Raw genomic sequence first — 16,810 nt, 5'->3', positions numbered from 1 at the left:
TGGATTTTCCCGAAGACCGGGTGCCACAATGCGAAGAAGTCTCAAAAGTTTTGCGTGAGAAAACCGGTTGGGAAGTCGCCCCGGTTCCGGCGCTGATCAATTTCCCACGCTTTTTTGGCTTACTCGCCAATAAACGTTTTCCGGCCGCAACCTTTATTCGCACCCGTGACGAATTGGATTATTTGCAAGAGCCGGATATTTTTCATGAGCTCTTTGGACACACCCCGCATTTGACCGATCCGCGTTTTGCCGCCTTTACCCACGCTTACGGTCGCGCCGGGGTGATGGCGAATCAAAAAGATCAGGCAATGTTGGCCAGACTGTACTGGTTTACCGTGGAATTCGGCTTGATCGATTCGGGCGAAGGCTTGCGGACATACGGGGCCGGCATCGTGTCGTCGATCGGTGAGACCCAATACGCTTTGCATTCCGACAAACCTGTTCGCAAACCCTTTGACCCGATTGATGTTTTACGCACCCCGTACCGCATAGACATTTACCAACCGGTGTATTTTGTTCTGGAAAGTTTTGACCAGTTGTTTGAATTGGCACAACAGGATTTGCTCGGACTCATTAATCAGGCACGCGAACTCGGTATGCATGAACCCTTATTCCCGCCACCTGAAAAGGTAGCCTGATAAACTAATCGTCATACCGCGATTCAATCGCGGTATCTAAACATGAGAAAGCTATGACCGATTTAAAAAACAAACGCTGCGCCCCCTGCAATGGTGAAGTTGAGGCCATGCCCAAAGCCAAAGCCGAGGAATTACTCGCCGAACTGGGTGAAGGTTGGGAGTTATTCGCCGATGCCAAAATGATCCGCAAGGATTTTAAATTCAAAGGCTTTTACAAAACCATGGCCTTTGTAAATTCCGTGGCCTGGATCGCCAACCAGCAAGTGCACCACCCCGATCTGGAAGTCGGTTACGGTCATTGCCTGGTGAATTACACCACCCACGAGATCGACGGCCTCTCGATCAATGATTTCATTTGTGCGGCCAAGATCGACGCCTTACTGCAGCCCTAAGCGGCTTCTGTCAAAAACTATTTCAAAACATGCCTAGGGTATGGCGCGCCGGGTATTTGTAGAAAATTGAAAACTTGCGGGTACATTCCGGCATAATCTCCTAATAGGAGTTAAGTTGGTCTGTTAATCAGGAAAAGAGTCTTCACCATCCAGCTCGATAGCCAAAAAATTCAGGTCTTGTTACAACTGAAGCCACTGCGACTGTTCGCATTGTTTGTGGCTGGCGTGTTCCTGTTCCCGTTTGTGATGCAGTTGTTGTTCAATTTGCTGTACGGCAATGAATTGCTGGGCGGTGTTTCCACCAATGTTGAAGCGGTTTGCATGCTTATTGGGTACTTGCTGGCCTATACCGCGACAGTCGTGTACGCGCGCGACTATTTCCGTTTTACGCTGAGTAATTTTTTCAGCAAAGTTTCATTCCGGATTCTGTTCTTATCTTTTTTGGCGGGCTTGTTATTCACCGCGGCAATTGTTGAGGTCATGATCCTCATTGAGCCGCCGCAGGATTTTGGTGAATCCACCGGGGAATACCTGAATGGCACAGTGTTATCACGCGCGGTTCTGATTCTATTCACCGCCCTGCTCGGCCCCTTGGTGGAAGAATTTGTGTTTCGCGCCTACATTTTTGACGCCCTGAAACAGAAATACACCTTCGCCACCACCGCCCTGATCTCCAGCGCATTATTCACACTCCCGCACATGCCGGAGTATTACAGCTACTGGCCCGCTGGCCTGATCATTTTTTCATTGGGATTGTTGCTAGCATACTTCCGCAAACGTCACGACAGCTTGCTGCCGTGCATTGTGTTGCACGCGACCTATAATTCGGGCTTGTTGTTATTGTTCTTTATTGCCTCAGCCTGAGCGATGTAATTCTCGGGACGCTGAACCTGTGTCAGTGAGCAGTTTAGATAAGTCGCCGACTTAAACGTGTCGACCGCCGTCCCAACCACCCTTAGCCAGGACTTCTTCGCCCAGTTTTTTGGGCGCCTCTTCCAGGTCGGTGGCCATGGAATCGTTCCAGCGATTAAGAAAACCGTACAAACTCACCGCAGCCAGCATTTCCACGATCTGGTCTTCATTCCAATGTTGACGTAAGGCTGACATTAATTCAGGCGTAACCCCGTTGGGAACCGAACCGGCCGCCAAAGCGTAATCCATGGCAAGCCGTTCAGCCTCGCTGTACAAAGGACTGGATTGGTAATCCCAGATGGCTTTGATCTTTTCATACTCAACGGCATTGATCTCTGCGGCGATCAGGGAATGCGCTTCACAGTACTGACAGCCTGCCGCGCGACTGGCGAGATGCGCCAGAATACGTTTAAAACCCGGATCTACTGTACCGTTGGGATCCATAACCGCCCTGGTCAAAACCCCGAAGCCTTTAACGATTTTCGGTCGACGCTGCATGGTTAGCAGACTGTTCGGGACAAAGCCCAAAATGTCTTCAAAGATCTTAAAGTCATCCGCTAATTCCGGATTGGTCTCGGCCGGCAAGGGTTTCATGTGTGCCATTTAGTCACCTATTAACAAATTATTATTGTTCCATTAAGAACAGGAAATAAAAATATGGGGATTTATTACAAGTTCTTCAAGCCCATGGCTTGTTGCATCAGAATTCTTTTGATCGGGCCAATGCGATTCACCAAGCCCATTCCCAGGCGTCTGCCTTGTTGCACCAAAGGGTTTTCCGACTGGAAAATGTCCAACAAGGCGTCCAGACCGCTCATCATACGCACATTAATGTGTTTACGCTGTCGTTCGTATGACCGCAACACACTCAGGTCACCCAGATCAAGATTTTTGGACCAGGCAGCGTGTAATGCGTCCGACAATGCAGACACATCGGCCAAACCGAGATTTACGCCCTGTCCCGCGAGCGGATGCACCGCGTGCGCCGCATCCCCGCATAAGACCACACGTTCACTCACATACTGGCGTGAATGCAAAAGTTGTAAGGGGAATTTTTTCACCTCGGCATTCACGCGCATTTGGCCCAGGATCCCCTGACTGAATTCACTTACTTTGTGCGACAAATCTGTTTTGGATAGTTTGAGTAAACTTTCCGCACGCGCGTCCGAACATGACCAGACCATAGAACAATCGCCATTCGCGAGCGGCAAAATGCCTAACACTTCCTGTGCATGAAAACGCTGATAGGCACATGCTTGATGCGGCTTTTTCGGGGTCAATCGGGTCACCACCCCGCTTTGTGCATAACTGCGCGAGACTTCCGGCAAGTCCAGCATGTGTCGGGTGTGTGAATTCGCGCCATCGGCCGCAACCAGTAAGCGCGTTTGTAATGCTTGACCGAAATCCAGATCCAGATTGACCTGCTTGCCGGTAACTTCAATGGCTTGCACACATTGCGGTGAGTAGAAATGTATATTGTTGTGGGTTTGCGCGGCGGCGTAGAGACTGGCGCGGATCAAGCGGTTCTCAATGATCCACCCCAAGGCATCAACCTCCAGTTCCTCGGCTGAAAATTTCAGACTTTCCAGTGCTTGCGGTGCTTGTTCCCAAATGTGCATACGCTGGTAAGCACTGACGCGACGACATTGAATGGCGTCCCAGGCACCGGCTTGTTGTAACACTTGTTGACTGGCTGGCGAGATGGCTGAAACGCGTAAGGCATAGTCTTGCGTATTCCAGTCGGTGGGATTGTCGGAGTCCTGGTTCAGATCGGGAATCGCCTGCGTTTCGATCAGGGCAATGGAGAGTGGCAAGTCGGCCAGCGAATTGGCCAGACTTAATCCCACCATGCCGGCACCGACAATGACCACATCGTGCTTGAGACGTGACATATCAGGCGGCTTTTTTACGCCTGGCCTTGGTCTTGGCTGATCCCGAAGTTGCAGACTTTACGGTCGGTATTTTTGCCCGTCCAGCAGCACCTTTGGCCATCAATGCTTCGATGTCGTCGGCGCAACGTGGCAAGCCCTTGCTGAGAATTTCATAGCCGTTGCGGGTAACCCGTACATCGTCTTCAATACGCACGCCGATGTTCCACCATTTTTTCGCTACGCCTTTGCTGCCGGCCGGAATATAAATGCCCGGTTCCACCGTGAGCACCATACCGGGCTCCAGAACGCGCCAGTGGTCTTCTACTTTGTAGTCACCAACGTCGTGCACATCCATACCCAGCCAATGCCCGGTCTTGTGCATAAAGAATTTGAAATAGGCTTCGCTTTTGATGATCTCGCTGAGTGTGCCTTTGAGTAAACCAACCTTTTTCAGGCCCTTGGCCACGGCTTTTACTGCCGCCTCGTGTGGTGCGATCCAGCTGTTGCCCGGCTTGATGGCGGCGAAGGCCGCTTCTTGTGCCGATAGAACGATGTCGTAAATGGCGCGCTGGGTGTCACTGAATTTGCCATTGACAGGAAAAGTACGGGTAATGTCTGACGCGTAAAGATCGTATTCGCAACCGGCATCAATTAATAACAAGTCACCGTCTTTTAAAATCTGATTGTTCTCGTTGTAATGCAGTATGCAGCTATTGTCGCCACCGCCCACGATCGGGGAATAGGAAATATCGGCGCCGTGTTTTTTAAATTCGTGCACAAATTCGGCTTCAATCTCGCATTCATTCATGCCAACTTGCACCACTTGCATGGCGCGTTTGTGTGCCCCGACCGCTATACGCGCCGAGTGCTTCATCACCTTGATCTCGGCTGGGGATTTGAACAAACGCATATCGTGCAGATAATGATCCAGTGCAACAAATTCCTGTGGCGGATGTTGTCCGGATTTGGTGTTTTGTTTTATGGCATTAACCAGATTAATAATGCGGTGATCAAAATCGGGCTCTTTGCCCATGGTGTAAAACACCCGTTCATACTCACCCAGTAAACGTGATAAATGGCTGTCGAGTTTATTGATGGAATAGGCCTCATCGGCGGCGTAATCCTTGATCGCGCCTTTTTGACCAGCGCGACGACCGTCCCAGGTTTCGCGCACTTTGTCCTTGTCACGACAAAACAGGATGTATTTATGCGAACGACCCTGTGGTACGAGCACCGCCACCGCTTCTGGCTCGGGAAAGCCGGTCAAGTAATGAAAATCACTGTCTTGACGATAACGATAATGCACATCGCTGTTACGGGTTTTTTCGGTCGCCGCGGGCAAGATCACAATGCCGTTATGGCCGATCATCTGCATTAAGGTTTTACGGCGTTTGGCGAATTCTTTGGTATCCATAGGTCTGTGGGGCCTTGCTATGATTGTCTGGTGAGATTTACGGGTTTAATTATACTAAGTTTAATACTCGCTTTAGGCGTTTAGTGCACGATGTCATTATCGGAATCCAGTTGATACATGGGATCGACTTCAATCTTTTCCTCGCGACCCTGAAGGTGCTGGCCAGCCATTTCTTCAAACACCAATTGCACACTCACGCGGAGATATTCGAGTAATTCCATAAAGGCTGCTTCATCAGTTTCATCCAGGGCATCGTCCTGATGTCCGGCACGCGCGAGTTCGGCAAAGTCACGCAAGATCTCCTCCACGGTTTCGGGAAATTCCTGTTGCTTGTCGGATTCAGCATCAAGCTCGGCCAACTCTTGTTGTAATTCCGTCTGGGCAGCTTGCGCGGCCTTTAATTTGATCTCTTCGAGTTCGAATTCATCTTCGGGATCCTCATAATCAAATGCCCGGGTGTCCGATGCCAATGCGCGGTAATTGGAGAATCCAAATAAATAACCCTGACACCAGTGCGCCAGCTCCTTGATTCGCCATTGCAAGGACTCGTCGTCGTCGGGCAAGACCGGATAAAACTCGGTCTCGATCTGGTTAAGCATGCGGGCTGAATGCGCCAACAATTCTTCCAGTTGACCACGCACCATTTGGTAACGTTCATCCTGTGGCTCGCCTTCCAGTTGCAAGACCGGAATCCAGCGACTCGGACCAATAAAGGCATCCCGACACAACAGGCCACATAACATGCCATGGATCTCGGCCACCGATTGCGCTTGCTCGCAATAGTCCACACAACTCAACAGTTCGGCATACACCGGCACCACATCTAAATGTCTCATAATATTTCCAATTCCTGCGCGTCAGCTTCATGAGCCGTTGCTTCAGGCGGGCATGCTAACACTGACCGCGGCGTGAACCCAGTCTGGTCAGCGAAAATGAGCAAAAAATCCACTCGAATCCGGTAAGAATCGCGGGAAATCAAACACCGAGACTAAAAAAACACTAGAATTGGCGTTAACTTATTGACCTAAGCTGGCTTGCAGCCTATATTATTTAGCATGAACACATCCGTAAAAAACTCCCAGGTCGGGCAATTATTCGAACAAGAGATCGAGCGCCTGGAAGACAAACTCAATGACCTCATCCATGCGTGCGACAAATTGCGCGAAGAAAACGATTCGCTTAAACGTCGTCAGGACTCTCTGGTGAATGAGCGAGCCGGCCTGTTACAAAAGAACGAGCAGGTTCGCACCCGGGTTGAAGCCATGATCAATCGCCTCAAAGGCATGGAACAAAACCTCTAAATGTTGTATCTATCTGTAACTTCTACGCAACCTGACTATCGGAACGGCCATGAGTAACCTAAGCAAGATCAAAATTAAAATTCTGGAAAAAGAATACGACATCGCCTGCCCGCCGGAAGAACGTACCGAGTTACTCGATTCGGCCGAACTGTTGAATACCCGAATGCGCGACATCCGCGACAGCGGCAAGGTAATCGGTCTGGATCGTATCGCCGTGATGTCAGCGCTTAATCTGGCGCATGAAGTGGTGCGCCTTAAAGCCTCAAGCGGCCAACTTAATGAAGAAAAAGATTCTGAAGTGACTGCGCGTTTGCGTTCTATTCGCGATCGCATTCAGACTGCCTTGGGCGACCCAAACAAGGCCCTCGACTTATAATAAATCTTGTTATCCGGACGGGTAATGACTGGTCCGTTGCCTTTGCAACAATAACAAGCATTTTCACAAATCCTCCCAAAGCGTTATACTTGCATGGTATTTCCTGCGGTGTTCGAGATTTATCGCAGAACTTTCGACCCTAATTAACAACTTCGGGGTACGGCTCTGTCGGCGTTATTGAGCACGTCTGTTGCCAGAAAGCCTACGATGTCACGACATACCCCACTTATTGCTCCGGATCGAGAGCAACGGTAAGTCACGGCACAGGCGGGAAATGCATTCATAAATTCGGTTATAGTCTGAAGCCTGATTCCTAACTCCCCATACTTCGAACCCATACTGCGAAACACAAACTTGAGCAATCCTTCCAGCGCCAAGACTCAATTGCGTCAGCACTTTCGCAGCCATCGTCAAAACTTAAGCACGTCCGAGCGGCTGCGCGCGGCAGAGCAGATTGCCGCACGCCTGTGCAGCAGCACGCTTTATCAACAAGCACAGCACATCGGGGTTTATGCCTCCCTGCCGGATGAAATATCTCTGAGTGAGTTCATTAGCCAGGCTCGCGCAGACGGTAAATCCTTGTATCTGCCAGTAATCGCACCTCAGCCCGACTCCAGGACCATGGAGTTCATGCCCTGGGAGACACAGACCGAGCTGGTAACTAATCGTTTCGGGATTCCGGAACCGGTTTGCCCTGGTATAACACAAACCGATGAAACTCCTGACACGAAACCAGACGCATTAGACCTGATTCTGGTGCCGCTCTTGGCCTACGATCAATCCGGTAACCGTTTGGGCATGGGAGCCGGTTATTACGATCGATATTTTTCGAGTCGTGTTAAAAATAATAGGCATGCACATAAACTCATTAAACTTGGCGTTGCGCACAGCACACAAAGCGCGATCACATTGCCAAGTGATGACTGGGACATCAAACTTGATGCACTGGTCAATGAAAAAACCATTATTAAATTTACCTGAATCACTAAAAAACCTGACTGGAACACACTATGAATTACTGGTTAATGAAATCCGAACCCGACGTTTTTGGAATAGATCATTTAAAAAATAAAAAATCTCAAACCGAACCCTGGGACGGTGTACGTAATTATCAGGCCAGAAATTTTATGCGTGATGATATGAAACTGGGTGATCAAATATTTTTTTATCATTCCAATTGCAAGGTTCCGGGCATTGTTGGAACCATGACGGTTGCAAAAGAAAGTTACCCTGATCACACAGCATTGAATAAAAAAAGTAAATACTTTGATGCCAAGAGTTCAAAAGACAATCCGCGCTGGTTTATGGTCGACGTCAAATTTTTGCGCAAATTTCCGCACGTTGTAAGCTTGCAACAAATGCGCGAACACACCTGTTTAAGCGGTATGAGACTGTTGCAAAAAGGCAATCGTTTATCCATCATGCCGGTTGAGAAAAAGCACTGGGATTACATAATGCAATTGGCAGATAGTGACTCATAGCACTATTTAGCTTCAAAAGACACATTGCATATAACAACGCAAGGCTCTAACACAAGGAATTAATTTTTATAAAGTCTTATTGATGATCGCGCTGTGCATGCGCGCTTAACAATTTGTTACTTCTCGTCTTTCACAGCATTTATTGCGTGTTTATGCTTTTTTTAATGCATTAGTTATACTTTGCCACGGACAACCCGTTAACTGGAGGAAAACCAAAATGGCAGCACGAAAGAAAACTCGAAAGAAATCTACCAAGAAGAAGGTAGCTCGCCGTAAAAAGCCAGCCACTAAGCGCAAGGTAGCTAAGAAAAAAACTACTCGTAAAAAAGTAGCTAAGAAAAAAGCTAAGAAAAAAACCACTCGCAAGAAAGCAACGCGTAAGAAAGCCAAGAAAAAGACAACACGTAAGAAGGCTAAGAAAAAAACTACTCGTAAAAAAGCTAAAAAGAAAACTACGCGCAAAAAAGCTAAGAAAAAAACTACACGCAAGAAGGCTAAGAAAAAAACTACGCGTAAAAAAGCCAAGAAAAAAACCACTCGCAAGAAGGCTAAGAAAAAAACTACGCGCAAGAAAGCTAAAAAGAAAGCTACACGCAAGAAGGCTAAGAAAAAAACCACTCGTAAAAAAGCTAAAAAGAAAGCTACGCGTAAGAAAGCCAAGAAAAAAACTACACGCAAAAAAGCTACACGCAAAAAGGCCAAGAAAAAGCCGGCTCGTCGTAAAGCTGCAAAAAGAAAGACCACTCGCAAACGCAAGTAGTAGGCAATCGGATAAAGTGTTAGCACTTTTTCATAACACTTTAAAGGCTCGCTTCGGCGGGCCTTTTTTGTTGTACACTTCAAAGCCCCTGGGGTCCTGACGCATATCAAACCGGGACTTCGATTGTTTAAATTTTAACCAAGTGCAATATCCATGGATCAAAATCAAAAAAAACAACTAGCTGCCGAGGCGGCCATCAAACTTCTGCCCGCAGACGGGGTGATCGGAGTCGGGACTGGCTCGACGGTGAATTTTTTCATCGACGCCCTGGCCGGAGTCAAACATCGTTATGAAGGGGCGGTCTCAAGTTCCATCGCTTCCACCGAACGCCTCAAACAACATGGCATCCCGGTTCTCGAACTCTCCCAGACCGGTACCCTGGATGTGTATGTGGATGGCGCTGATGAATCCACACGTCATCGACAATTGATCAAAGGTGGAGGTGGCGCGCTGACCCGCGAAAAAATAGTTGCCGCGGCTTCGCGAAAATTCATCTGTATTATTGATGAAAGCAAACTTGTTGACGTACTGGGTGCCTTCCCCTTACCCGTCGAAGTCATACCAATGGCGCGATCTTATGTGGCCAGAGAAATGGTCAAACTGGGTGGACGTCCGGTGTGGCGAGAAAACTTTGTGACCGACAACGGAAACGACATTCTGGATATACACGACATGAAGATCCTGAATCCGCCCGAACTGGAAAATAGTATTAACCAGATCGCCGGTGTGGTCACTGTTGGCCTATTTGCACAACGCGCGGCTGATGTGGTTCTGATGGCGACGGATAGTGAAGTTAAACAGTTTTAACTACTGATTATATGACCAGTAGATCTTCCCGGGAAATATAAAAAAAGCCGCTCAATGAGCGGCTTTTGCATATCCCGGTGTTTTGGGTATTAACGTTTCGAGAACTGGGTAGCTCTACGCGCTTTACGCAGACCAACTTTCTTACGTTCAACTTTACGCGCATCACGGGTAACGAATCCGGCTTTACGCAATGGACTGCGTAACTCTTCATCGTAATTCATCAGTGCACGAGTCAAGCCGTGACGAATAGCGCCCGCTTGACCTGTAGTGCCACCGCCCTTGACGGTGACTGCGATGTCAAACTTGTCATGCATTTCTGCAACGTCTAATGGTTGACGCACGATCATGCGTGCCGTTTTACGACCGAAAAATGTATCCAGCGGACGTCCGTTGACAACGATGCTGCCTGAGCCGGGGCGTAAAAATACACGTGCTGTCGAGGTTTTACGACGACCGGTTCCATAATATTGTTCTGTAGTCATTTCATAAACCCCTTACAGTTTCAATTCTTGAGGTTGCTGAGCCGCATGCTTGTGCTCAGGACCTGCGTAAACTTTCATTTTCTTGAACATCGCACGACCCAAAGAATTCTTGGGCAACATGCCTTTCACCGCTTTTTCGATGGCACGTGTCGGATGCTCTTGTAACAACTTGCCCAGACTGACTGATTTCAAGTTGCCGATGTAACCGGTGTGATGATGATAGATCTTGTCTTGTAATTTACGGCCGGTGACTTTGATCTTTTCGGCATTAATAATAACGATGTAATCGCCAGTATCAACATGCGGGGTATAAACCGGTTTGTGTTTGCCACGCAAGCGATGCGCAACTTCGGTCGCCAGGCGACCCAGTGTTTGACCTTCAGCATCAACCAGGAACCAACTACGTTCCACCGTCTCTGCGGTCGCGTTATAAGTTTTCATGTTTGTCTCCAGTTTTTCCGCCGTTTGTACGATTTATAGTCCGACGGTAAAAATCAAATAAAAACCGCTCGAAAGCGGACTTTCAAGCGGCTGCGCATTGTAACGATTAACTGAATGAAATGCAATCAAATAAGCAGAAAGACAGATTCTCTCAAGGCTCGCCTGAAAATTCTATCATTTCTATATTTTTCAGTAAGTTACTGTGTTATTCCTGTTCCTGAACTGGCGTATCTGGGCACGATATATTCTCTTCACCACCCGGAAGCAGCAAGCGTTCGACGATCTGACCTTTGAGCAAATGCGAGTCAATTATCTCGTCCACATCACTTTCGTCCAGATAGCAGTACCAAATGCCCTCGGGATACACCACCAGAGTGGGGCCCAATTCACAACGATCCAGACAGCCCGACGAGTTGATCCGGATCTTGCCTTCACCATGTAGCCCGAGTTCTTTGAGTCGCTTTTTGGCGTATAAACGCACCGCGTCCGAGCCGGCTGCCGCACAACAGGGCCTGCTGGCCTCGGGTCCGCGCTGGTTAGTACAAAAGAATACGTGGTGTTGATAATAATTCATCATTGGCCCGTTTCGACTCGGCTGTGTTTGAGTAGTTATTGTACGCAAACTTTTACCGGCATCCCGAAAATTCCTTAAAACGAATAATCCAGACCAATGGATGTGAAGGTGTCGGTATTTTCAACTCCGACCGGCACATCGGAATTATTCTTTATGTTGTAAGACACGCGAATACCAAAGTCTTCCCAAACACTGGCACGCAAGGAAGTGACCGAGTTAAGGAATTTATTGTCGCTGGCGATCTCGTAATCCACGGTTTGCGAGAATTCAGCCGTTTTACTCAACTTCCAGACATATTCAGTGGCGAGTAAAGCAATGGCGGAAGTTATATCGTCCAGACCGTTTCTCGGCTTCAATTGGGTGGCACCCACACCCGCCTCCACTATCCACTTGCGGGTATCGGTATCAAAAAGTTTGTAACCATAGCCTGCCGACTCTGTGGTACGTAGGTCATACGCTGAGAAGCGATCTTTTTCGGCTTCTACCCGAGCAAATAAAAAACTACGGGCATTCATGGCAAAGTCTGCTTGATAGGCAAGAAAATAGCGTTCGGCACTGCTGACCTCTTCATTATTCGCACTCATGGCCGAGGCTTTGAGTTTATGCGTCCAACGTCCGCCCAGTGAATACGACATCTTCAAATCGGCATTCAGATTCGTACTGTCGGAATTACCATTTGACGAGAAATACCCCAAACTCGCGGAACCGCTCAAGGCATCCGTGCTTTCTTCGGGATAGATCGAAGACAACGAGAGCAAGCTGATCAATAAAGTGAGTGAATAACGAGTAAGATTTAGCATACGGTTTTCCAGTGAGCAAATGATTAAAAACGGGTTTGTGGCCTGACAGTTTGCCGAGGCTTTCGGTTCGCGACTATACAGAAATTTAAAAAAATTTTCCGCATTCGTCTCGCATTTCATTCGCGGCTTAATACCCGTGCATTGCGCCTCGAAACCCGGACTGTTTACGCTTTACACACTGGTATAATAGACATATGCGACATTTCGATCTTTTAGACCGGGCTATCCTGGAGCTGGATAAAGCCTTGCAAACCCGGGCTGGCGCCAAAAAACTGGCCCAACGACCGACACCTGTACCCGAAAGTAATTCGGACAATATCACCGATGAGCAGAAACTCACGGCGGCCCGCTTGATGCGGGTTAATCATTCCGGTGAGGTGGCTGCTCAAGCCCTGTATCAAGGCCAGGCATTTACCGCCAAACTGGATTCGGTGCGCGAACAAATGCAGCATGCCGCTGACGAAGAAATTGATCATCTTGCCTGGTGTGAAGACCGTCTGGATGAACTCGGCGCCAAACCGAGTATCCTGAATCCAGTTTGGTACGCCGGCTCGTTTGCCATCGGCGCCCTGGCCGGGATTGCCGGTGATAAGTGGAGTCTGGGATTTGTGGAAGAAACCGAAAGACAGGTTGTGGATCATTTACAAGAACATCTGGACAAACTACCCGAGAACGATCAGCGCACCCGCGCGATCATCGAACAGATGCAAAGCGACGAAGCTGAACACGGCGATATGGCCAAAGATGCCGGCGCTGCGGATTTACCACGTCCAATAAAAGCCTTGATGAAATTGACCTCGAAGGTCATGACCCGATCGTCTTACTGGATCTGATCCGGTAATAGTTACTTTAGCGCATGGCTGAAATAATCCTGTACATCACCAAAAGTGACGCACCACAAATCGTCGAATGGCTAAACAATGACGATGAGATTGCATGGATTATCAAAGCAGACCAAAATAAAACTAAAATTCGCTGGAAGGCTGTTCATTCAATAACCTCGGTTACCGAAGGAGAATATTGTTTATGGATAATTAACTCGGGAATTCTGAGAATTCCTTCTGGTGATCCAAATATCAAAGACACCCATGTGCTAGACCCGTTCAAAGGTTGGGAACAAAGACTGGATGATGAAAATATCGAGATTCCCTGGTTTGGCGCCCCTGCACCCGAAACCTTCGTTTTTAAATTTTATGAAAATGGGTTTGAAGAGGAGAACTCACTCGCAAGATCGGGATTTTTCTGGATAGGGAATTACTTTGCTGAGATCGGTATCCCGGCACCTGACGAGAGCAAAAAATGGTGGAATAAACTGAAAAGATTTGTAAAGAAAAATTCTACCGGAATTCCGTGGAGTAAAGAGCTCGGAACCGGAAGAACAGGTGCATATGCTTTCCACGATGCCTATAAGCAACTACAGTCTGGACGCCCAAAAGATGTGAACTTGTAAGCTCCTATATCTCGCTGGCACAACCTTTTTGCATGTTCCGCCCGTAGAAGATCTCCAGCATTTCAGTGCGTAAGCGTTCCCGGATGTCATCCTGTTCTGCCGTATCAAAAGCACTCACGCCTTCGCCAAACAGATAGTTATCCAGTTCCAGCTCCTTAAGCAGCATTTTTGTGTGAAAAATGTTTTCCTGATACACATTGACATCCACCATGCGGTATTTTTCCATGATGTCTTCCGGAATAAAGTTCTGGATAGAGTCAATTTTGTGATCAATGTAGTGTTTATCACCATTCACATCACGAGTAAAACCACGCACCCGATAGTCCATGATCACAATGTCGGATTCCAGGGCATGGATCAAATAATTCAATGCTTTTAGAGGCGAGATCTCGCCGCAAGTCGAGACATCGATGTCAGCGCGAAATGTACTGATGCCGTTATCCGGATGACTTTCAGGATAGGTGTGTACGGTAATATGACTCTTGTCCAGATGCCCGACCACCGATTCCGGCAAAGGTCCCGGAGTTTCCGCATTGGAGATGGCCAAGGCGTTCTCCATCGGTTCTTCGGAAATTAAAATGGTCACACTGGCACCTTGCGGATCATAGTCCTGATGCGCGATATTCAGAATATTGGCACCGATGATGCGGGTCACGTCGGTCAGAATCTGGGTCAAGCGCTCGGCGTTGTACACCTCATCGATGTACTCGATATATTCCTGACGGTTTTTCTCATTTTTGGCGTAACAAATATCGTAGATATTGAAACTGAGCGTTTTTGTCAGGTTATTAAAGCCATGCAGCTTGAGTTTTTCGGCCACAGGTAACTCCATTGAATTCGGATCGGGCCGCGATTATCCCTTATTTTTATCGAGCTTGGAATACTCGACAGGAAAAATCCTTTACCTTGAGACCAGCTGTTCTATAATCAATTCTGTCAAACAACTTATTGTCTGTCACACTGAGCGTATAAAGGTTATTTAAAAGCGGAATAAGCATGTCATCTCCACAAGAATTCATTCAGGTCTTTATTGATAAAAGCCGGCAACGCGAGTTGCCGAACAAAGCCGTAGTTATCCACGCCGGCGATGTGCCTGACAGTTTGTTTTATATTCTGGAAGGCTCGGTCGAAGTTCTCATTGAAGACAAGGACGGCAATGAGATCGTGCTCTCCTATCTCAACAAAGGCGATTTTCTCGGTGAAATGGGCCTGTTTGAAGACCGCGGAGAACGCAGCGCCTGGGTACGAACCCGCACCAAGGTTGTTTTGGCCGAAATGACCTACCCGCGTTTCCGTGAACTGGTCAAGGAACATCCGGAAATACTGTTTGAATTGGCCAATCAACTCTCGAATCGTTTAAACAAAACCAATATCAAACTTGGCAACCTGGCCTTTGTGGACGTGGCCGGTCGCATCGCCTACACCTTAATGGACCTGTGCCTGCAACCCGATGCCTTAACCCATCCTGACGGTATGCAGATCAAGGTCTCACGTACCGAACTCAGTCGCTTGGTGGGCTGTTCGCGCGAAATGGCAGGCCGGGTTCTGAAAATTCTGGAAGAAGAAGGTCTGGTTGAAGTCAGTGGTAAAACCATCGTGGTTCACAATGTACGCCCGGGTGAAACCATCGTACTAAGAAAAACCTGATCGTCACCAACTACGATACAAATTCAAAAAGTTTTTTAATATATTTTTCCCCTCGCTGGTCAAGATCGACTCGGGGTGATACTGCACGCCCACCAGCGGCCACTCGCGATGGCGAATACCCATTAATTCCTCAATCTGTCCCTGGCAATTTTCTTCCTCTGAACAAGTCCATGACGTAACGATCAGGTTCTTGGGTAGGCTATCGAGGTCGGCCACCAATGAATGATAGCGGGTTGCGGTAAACGGCTGGGGAATACGGAAGTACTCGGCTGCGCCGTCGTGCACAATGCTAGAGGTTTTTCCGTGCATCACCTGCTTTGCATGCACGATCTTGCCACCCAATGCCTGCACCATGCATTGCATGCCCAAACACACCCCGAACATCGGAATTTTACTGGCGAAGTTTTTTACCAGATCCAGACACAAGCCAGCCTCGTTCGGCGTGCAGGGTCCAGGTGAGAGCACAATGTAATCGGGTTGCCACTGCTCGATATCCGACAAACTGAATTGGTCATTACGCACCACTTTAACCACAGATTCCGAAGCGGTAGCGAGACCAAGCTGAACCGCTAACTCCTCCAGGTACTGCACCAGGTTGTAGGTGAATGAATCGTAATTGTCGATCATCAAGATCATAAAAGAATTCTATCGCTTTAAAGACAGTTGATAAAAGTAGATAACAGACTATGCATTACATGTCTGGTGATATCGAAAATTTTCTACCCTGTCTTTGCTAATTCGGCGCGCATGGCCTGAATGGTCGCGGCATAATCATCCGTATTAAAAATTGCGGATCCTGCCACGAAGGTATCGGCACCGGCGGCCGCAACTTCTGCAATATTATTGATCTTGATACCGCCATCGACTTCCAGACGAATATCAAAACCGCTTTCTTCGATCATGTCACGCACCATCTTGACCTTGTCGAGAGTAGACGGAATAAACGATTGACCACCAAAACCCGGATTGACCGACATCAGTAAAACCATATCGAGTTTGTCCATCACATGCTCCAGCCAGGTCACCGGCGTGGCCGGATTCAGCACCAGCCCGGCTTTACAGCCCGCTTGACGGATCAATTGCAAGCTGCGATCAACGTGTTGGGAGGCTTCGGGGTGAAAAGTGATAATACTGGCACCGGCATCGGCAAACATTCCGATCAGGGAATCTACCGGACTCACCATAAGATGCACGTCGATCGGTGCTGTCACACCGTGCTCGCGCAAAGCTTTGCACACCATCGGACCAATGGTTAAATTTGGCACGTAATGATTATCCATCACGTCAAAATGCACAATGTCGGCACCGGCTGCAAGCACTGCATCAACCTCTTCGCCCAGTTTGGCAAAATTGGCAGAAAGAATGGAAGGTGCGATCAGGTGTTTAGCAGCGTGAAAATCTGTCATGTGAGATCCGGTTATTGGCGTGGTGAGAAAGGAGGCTATTTTACCCTGTTGCCAGCGT

Annotated in this window: 23 protein-coding genes and 1 other RNA gene; 13 read left to right on the top strand and 11 right to left on the bottom strand. The window is 48.2% G+C overall.

Translation table 11 applies throughout. The annotated features are described in order from the left end of the window. From phhA to HKN88_06135, 3 genes are all read left to right on the top strand, one after another. Positions 1–638 (top strand): phenylalanine 4-monooxygenase (gene phhA / locus HKN88_06145; GenBank protein NNC97637.1); only part of this gene is annotated, 638 nt, incomplete at its 5' end. A 53-nt stretch (positions 639–691) separates the two neighbouring features. Then, positions 692–1,030 carry a 4a-hydroxytetrahydrobiopterin dehydratase gene (locus HKN88_06140; GenBank protein ID NNC97636.1) on the top strand — a complete coding sequence of 113 codons (339 nt, stop codon included), beginning with the start codon at positions 692–694 and terminating at the stop codon, positions 1,028–1,030. A 177-nt stretch (positions 1,031–1,207) separates the two neighbouring features. Then, positions 1,208–1,894 (top strand): CPBP family intramembrane metalloprotease, encoded by a 687-nt coding sequence (locus HKN88_06135; GenBank protein NNC97635.1) that lies wholly within the window; start codon positions 1,208–1,210, stop codon positions 1,892–1,894. 60 nt (positions 1,895–1,954) lie between these two features. Here the strand turns inward: HKN88_06135 and HKN88_06130 are convergent, their stop codons facing one another. From HKN88_06130 to HKN88_06115, 4 genes are all read right to left on the bottom strand, one after another. Further along, on the bottom strand, positions 1,955–2,545 hold the full coding sequence (locus HKN88_06130; GenBank protein ID NNC97634.1) for a carboxymuconolactone decarboxylase family protein: 591 nt from the start codon (positions 2,543–2,545) through the stop codon (positions 1,955–1,957). A 65-nt stretch (positions 2,546–2,610) separates the two neighbouring features. Continuing rightward, positions 2,611–3,834 (bottom strand): UbiH/UbiF/VisC/COQ6 family ubiquinone biosynthesis hydroxylase, encoded by a 1,224-nt coding sequence (locus HKN88_06125; GenBank protein NNC97633.1) that lies wholly within the window; start codon positions 3,832–3,834, stop codon positions 2,611–2,613. Position 3,835: 1 nt separating this feature from the next. Further along, positions 3,836–5,227, bottom strand: a complete 1,392-nt coding sequence (locus tag HKN88_06120; protein NNC97632.1) for a M24 family metallopeptidase — start codon at positions 5,225–5,227, stop codon at positions 3,836–3,838. 80 nt (positions 5,228–5,307) lie between these two features. After that, positions 5,308–6,063 carry a UPF0149 family protein gene (locus HKN88_06115; protein NNC97631.1) on the bottom strand — a complete coding sequence of 252 codons (756 nt, stop codon included), beginning with the start codon at positions 6,061–6,063 and terminating at the stop codon, positions 5,308–5,310. Positions 6,064–6,282: 219 nt separating this feature from the next. Here HKN88_06115 and HKN88_06110 point away from each other — a divergent pair, with 219 nt between their 5' ends. The 7 genes from HKN88_06110 to rpiA all read left to right on the top strand — a co-directional run bounded on the left by HKN88_06110 (position 6,283) and on the right by rpiA (position 9,952). Next, complete coding sequence (locus tag HKN88_06110) at positions 6,283–6,528, top strand: TIGR02449 family protein (protein NNC97630.1); 246 nt, start codon at positions 6,283–6,285, stop codon at positions 6,526–6,528. A gap of 49 nt (positions 6,529–6,577) precedes the next feature. Next, positions 6,578–6,904 (top strand): cell division protein ZapA, encoded by a 327-nt coding sequence (locus HKN88_06105; protein ID NNC97629.1) that lies wholly within the window; start codon positions 6,578–6,580, stop codon positions 6,902–6,904. Positions 6,905–7,001: 97 nt separating this feature from the next. After that, a non-coding RNA gene (gene ssrS, locus HKN88_06100) (6S RNA) lies at positions 7,002–7,182 on the top strand. 76 nt (positions 7,183–7,258) lie between these two features. Continuing rightward, a complete protein-coding gene (locus tag HKN88_06095) occupies positions 7,259–7,885 on the top strand; it encodes a 5-formyltetrahydrofolate cyclo-ligase (GenBank protein ID NNC97628.1) in 627 nt (208 codons plus the stop codon). A 29-nt stretch (positions 7,886–7,914) separates the two neighbouring features. Next, positions 7,915–8,385: an EVE domain-containing protein gene (locus HKN88_06090; GenBank protein NNC97627.1), complete on the top strand. Its 471-nt coding sequence runs from the start codon at positions 7,915–7,917 to the stop codon at positions 8,383–8,385. A gap of 217 nt (positions 8,386–8,602) precedes the next feature. Beyond that, complete coding sequence (locus tag HKN88_06085; GenBank protein NNC97626.1) at positions 8,603–9,145, top strand: histidine biosynthesis protein HisIE; 543 nt, start codon at positions 8,603–8,605, stop codon at positions 9,143–9,145. A gap of 153 nt (positions 9,146–9,298) precedes the next feature. Next, positions 9,299–9,952, top strand: coding sequence for a ribose-5-phosphate isomerase RpiA (gene rpiA, locus HKN88_06080; GenBank protein ID NNC97625.1), 654 nt, complete (start codon positions 9,299–9,301; stop codon positions 9,950–9,952). A gap of 89 nt (positions 9,953–10,041) precedes the next feature. On the opposite strand, the gene rpsI is transcribed toward rpiA, so the two are convergent. From rpsI to HKN88_06060, 4 genes are all read right to left on the bottom strand, one after another. Further along, complete coding sequence (gene rpsI, locus HKN88_06075) at positions 10,042–10,434, bottom strand: 30S ribosomal protein S9 (GenBank protein ID NNC97624.1); 393 nt, start codon at positions 10,432–10,434, stop codon at positions 10,042–10,044. 12 nt (positions 10,435–10,446) lie between these two features. Then, positions 10,447–10,875 carry a 50S ribosomal protein L13 gene (gene rplM / locus HKN88_06070; GenBank protein ID NNC97623.1) on the bottom strand — a complete coding sequence of 143 codons (429 nt, stop codon included), beginning with the start codon at positions 10,873–10,875 and terminating at the stop codon, positions 10,447–10,449. Positions 10,876–11,080: 205 nt separating this feature from the next. Next, entirely contained in the window at positions 11,081–11,452 is a 372-nt protein-coding gene (locus tag HKN88_06065) for a (2Fe-2S) ferredoxin domain-containing protein (protein ID NNC97622.1), read from the bottom strand. Between the two features lie 71 nt (positions 11,453–11,523). Further along, a complete protein-coding gene (locus tag HKN88_06060) occupies positions 11,524–12,249 on the bottom strand; it encodes a DUF481 domain-containing protein (protein ID NNC97621.1) in 726 nt (241 codons plus the stop codon). Between the two features lie 194 nt (positions 12,250–12,443). On the opposite strand from HKN88_06060, the gene coq7 reads away from it, so the two are divergent. After that, positions 12,444–13,082 carry a 2-polyprenyl-3-methyl-6-methoxy-1,4-benzoquinone monooxygenase gene (gene coq7 / locus HKN88_06055; protein ID NNC97620.1) on the top strand — a complete coding sequence of 213 codons (639 nt, stop codon included), beginning with the start codon at positions 12,444–12,446 and terminating at the stop codon, positions 13,080–13,082. 23 nt (positions 13,083–13,105) lie between these two features. Then, on the top strand, positions 13,106–13,699 hold the full coding sequence (locus HKN88_06050; GenBank protein NNC97619.1) for a hypothetical protein: 594 nt from the start codon (positions 13,106–13,108) through the stop codon (positions 13,697–13,699). A gap of 4 nt (positions 13,700–13,703) precedes the next feature. On the opposite strand, the gene speD is transcribed toward HKN88_06050, so the two are convergent. After that, a complete protein-coding gene (gene speD, locus HKN88_06045) occupies positions 13,704–14,531 on the bottom strand; it encodes an adenosylmethionine decarboxylase (protein NNC97618.1) in 828 nt (275 codons plus the stop codon). Between the two features lie 164 nt (positions 14,532–14,695). Here speD and crp point away from each other — a divergent pair, with 164 nt between their 5' ends. Further along, positions 14,696–15,346: a cAMP-activated global transcriptional regulator CRP gene (gene crp, locus HKN88_06040; GenBank protein NNC97617.1), complete on the top strand. Its 651-nt coding sequence runs from the start codon at positions 14,696–14,698 to the stop codon at positions 15,344–15,346. Between the two features lie 3 nt (positions 15,347–15,349). On the opposite strand, the gene HKN88_06035 is transcribed toward crp, so the two are convergent. Together HKN88_06035 and rpe are read right to left on the bottom strand one after the other, a co-directional pair. Beyond that, positions 15,350–15,982 carry an aminodeoxychorismate/anthranilate synthase component II gene (locus HKN88_06035; GenBank protein ID NNC97616.1) on the bottom strand — a complete coding sequence of 211 codons (633 nt, stop codon included), beginning with the start codon at positions 15,980–15,982 and terminating at the stop codon, positions 15,350–15,352. An 83-nt stretch (positions 15,983–16,065) separates the two neighbouring features. Beyond that, positions 16,066–16,752, bottom strand: coding sequence for a ribulose-phosphate 3-epimerase (rpe, locus tag HKN88_06030; protein NNC97615.1), 687 nt, complete (start codon positions 16,750–16,752; stop codon positions 16,066–16,068). Between the last annotated feature and the right edge of the window lie 58 nt (positions 16,753–16,810).

It is taken from the genome of Gammaproteobacteria bacterium (genome assembly GCA_013001575.1).
GTDB lineage: Bacteria > Pseudomonadota > Gammaproteobacteria > Steroidobacterales > JABDMI01 > JABDMI01.
The sequence above is the reverse complement of the archived record's forward strand: the minus strand, read 5'-3'. Positions and strand labels throughout refer to the sequence as shown.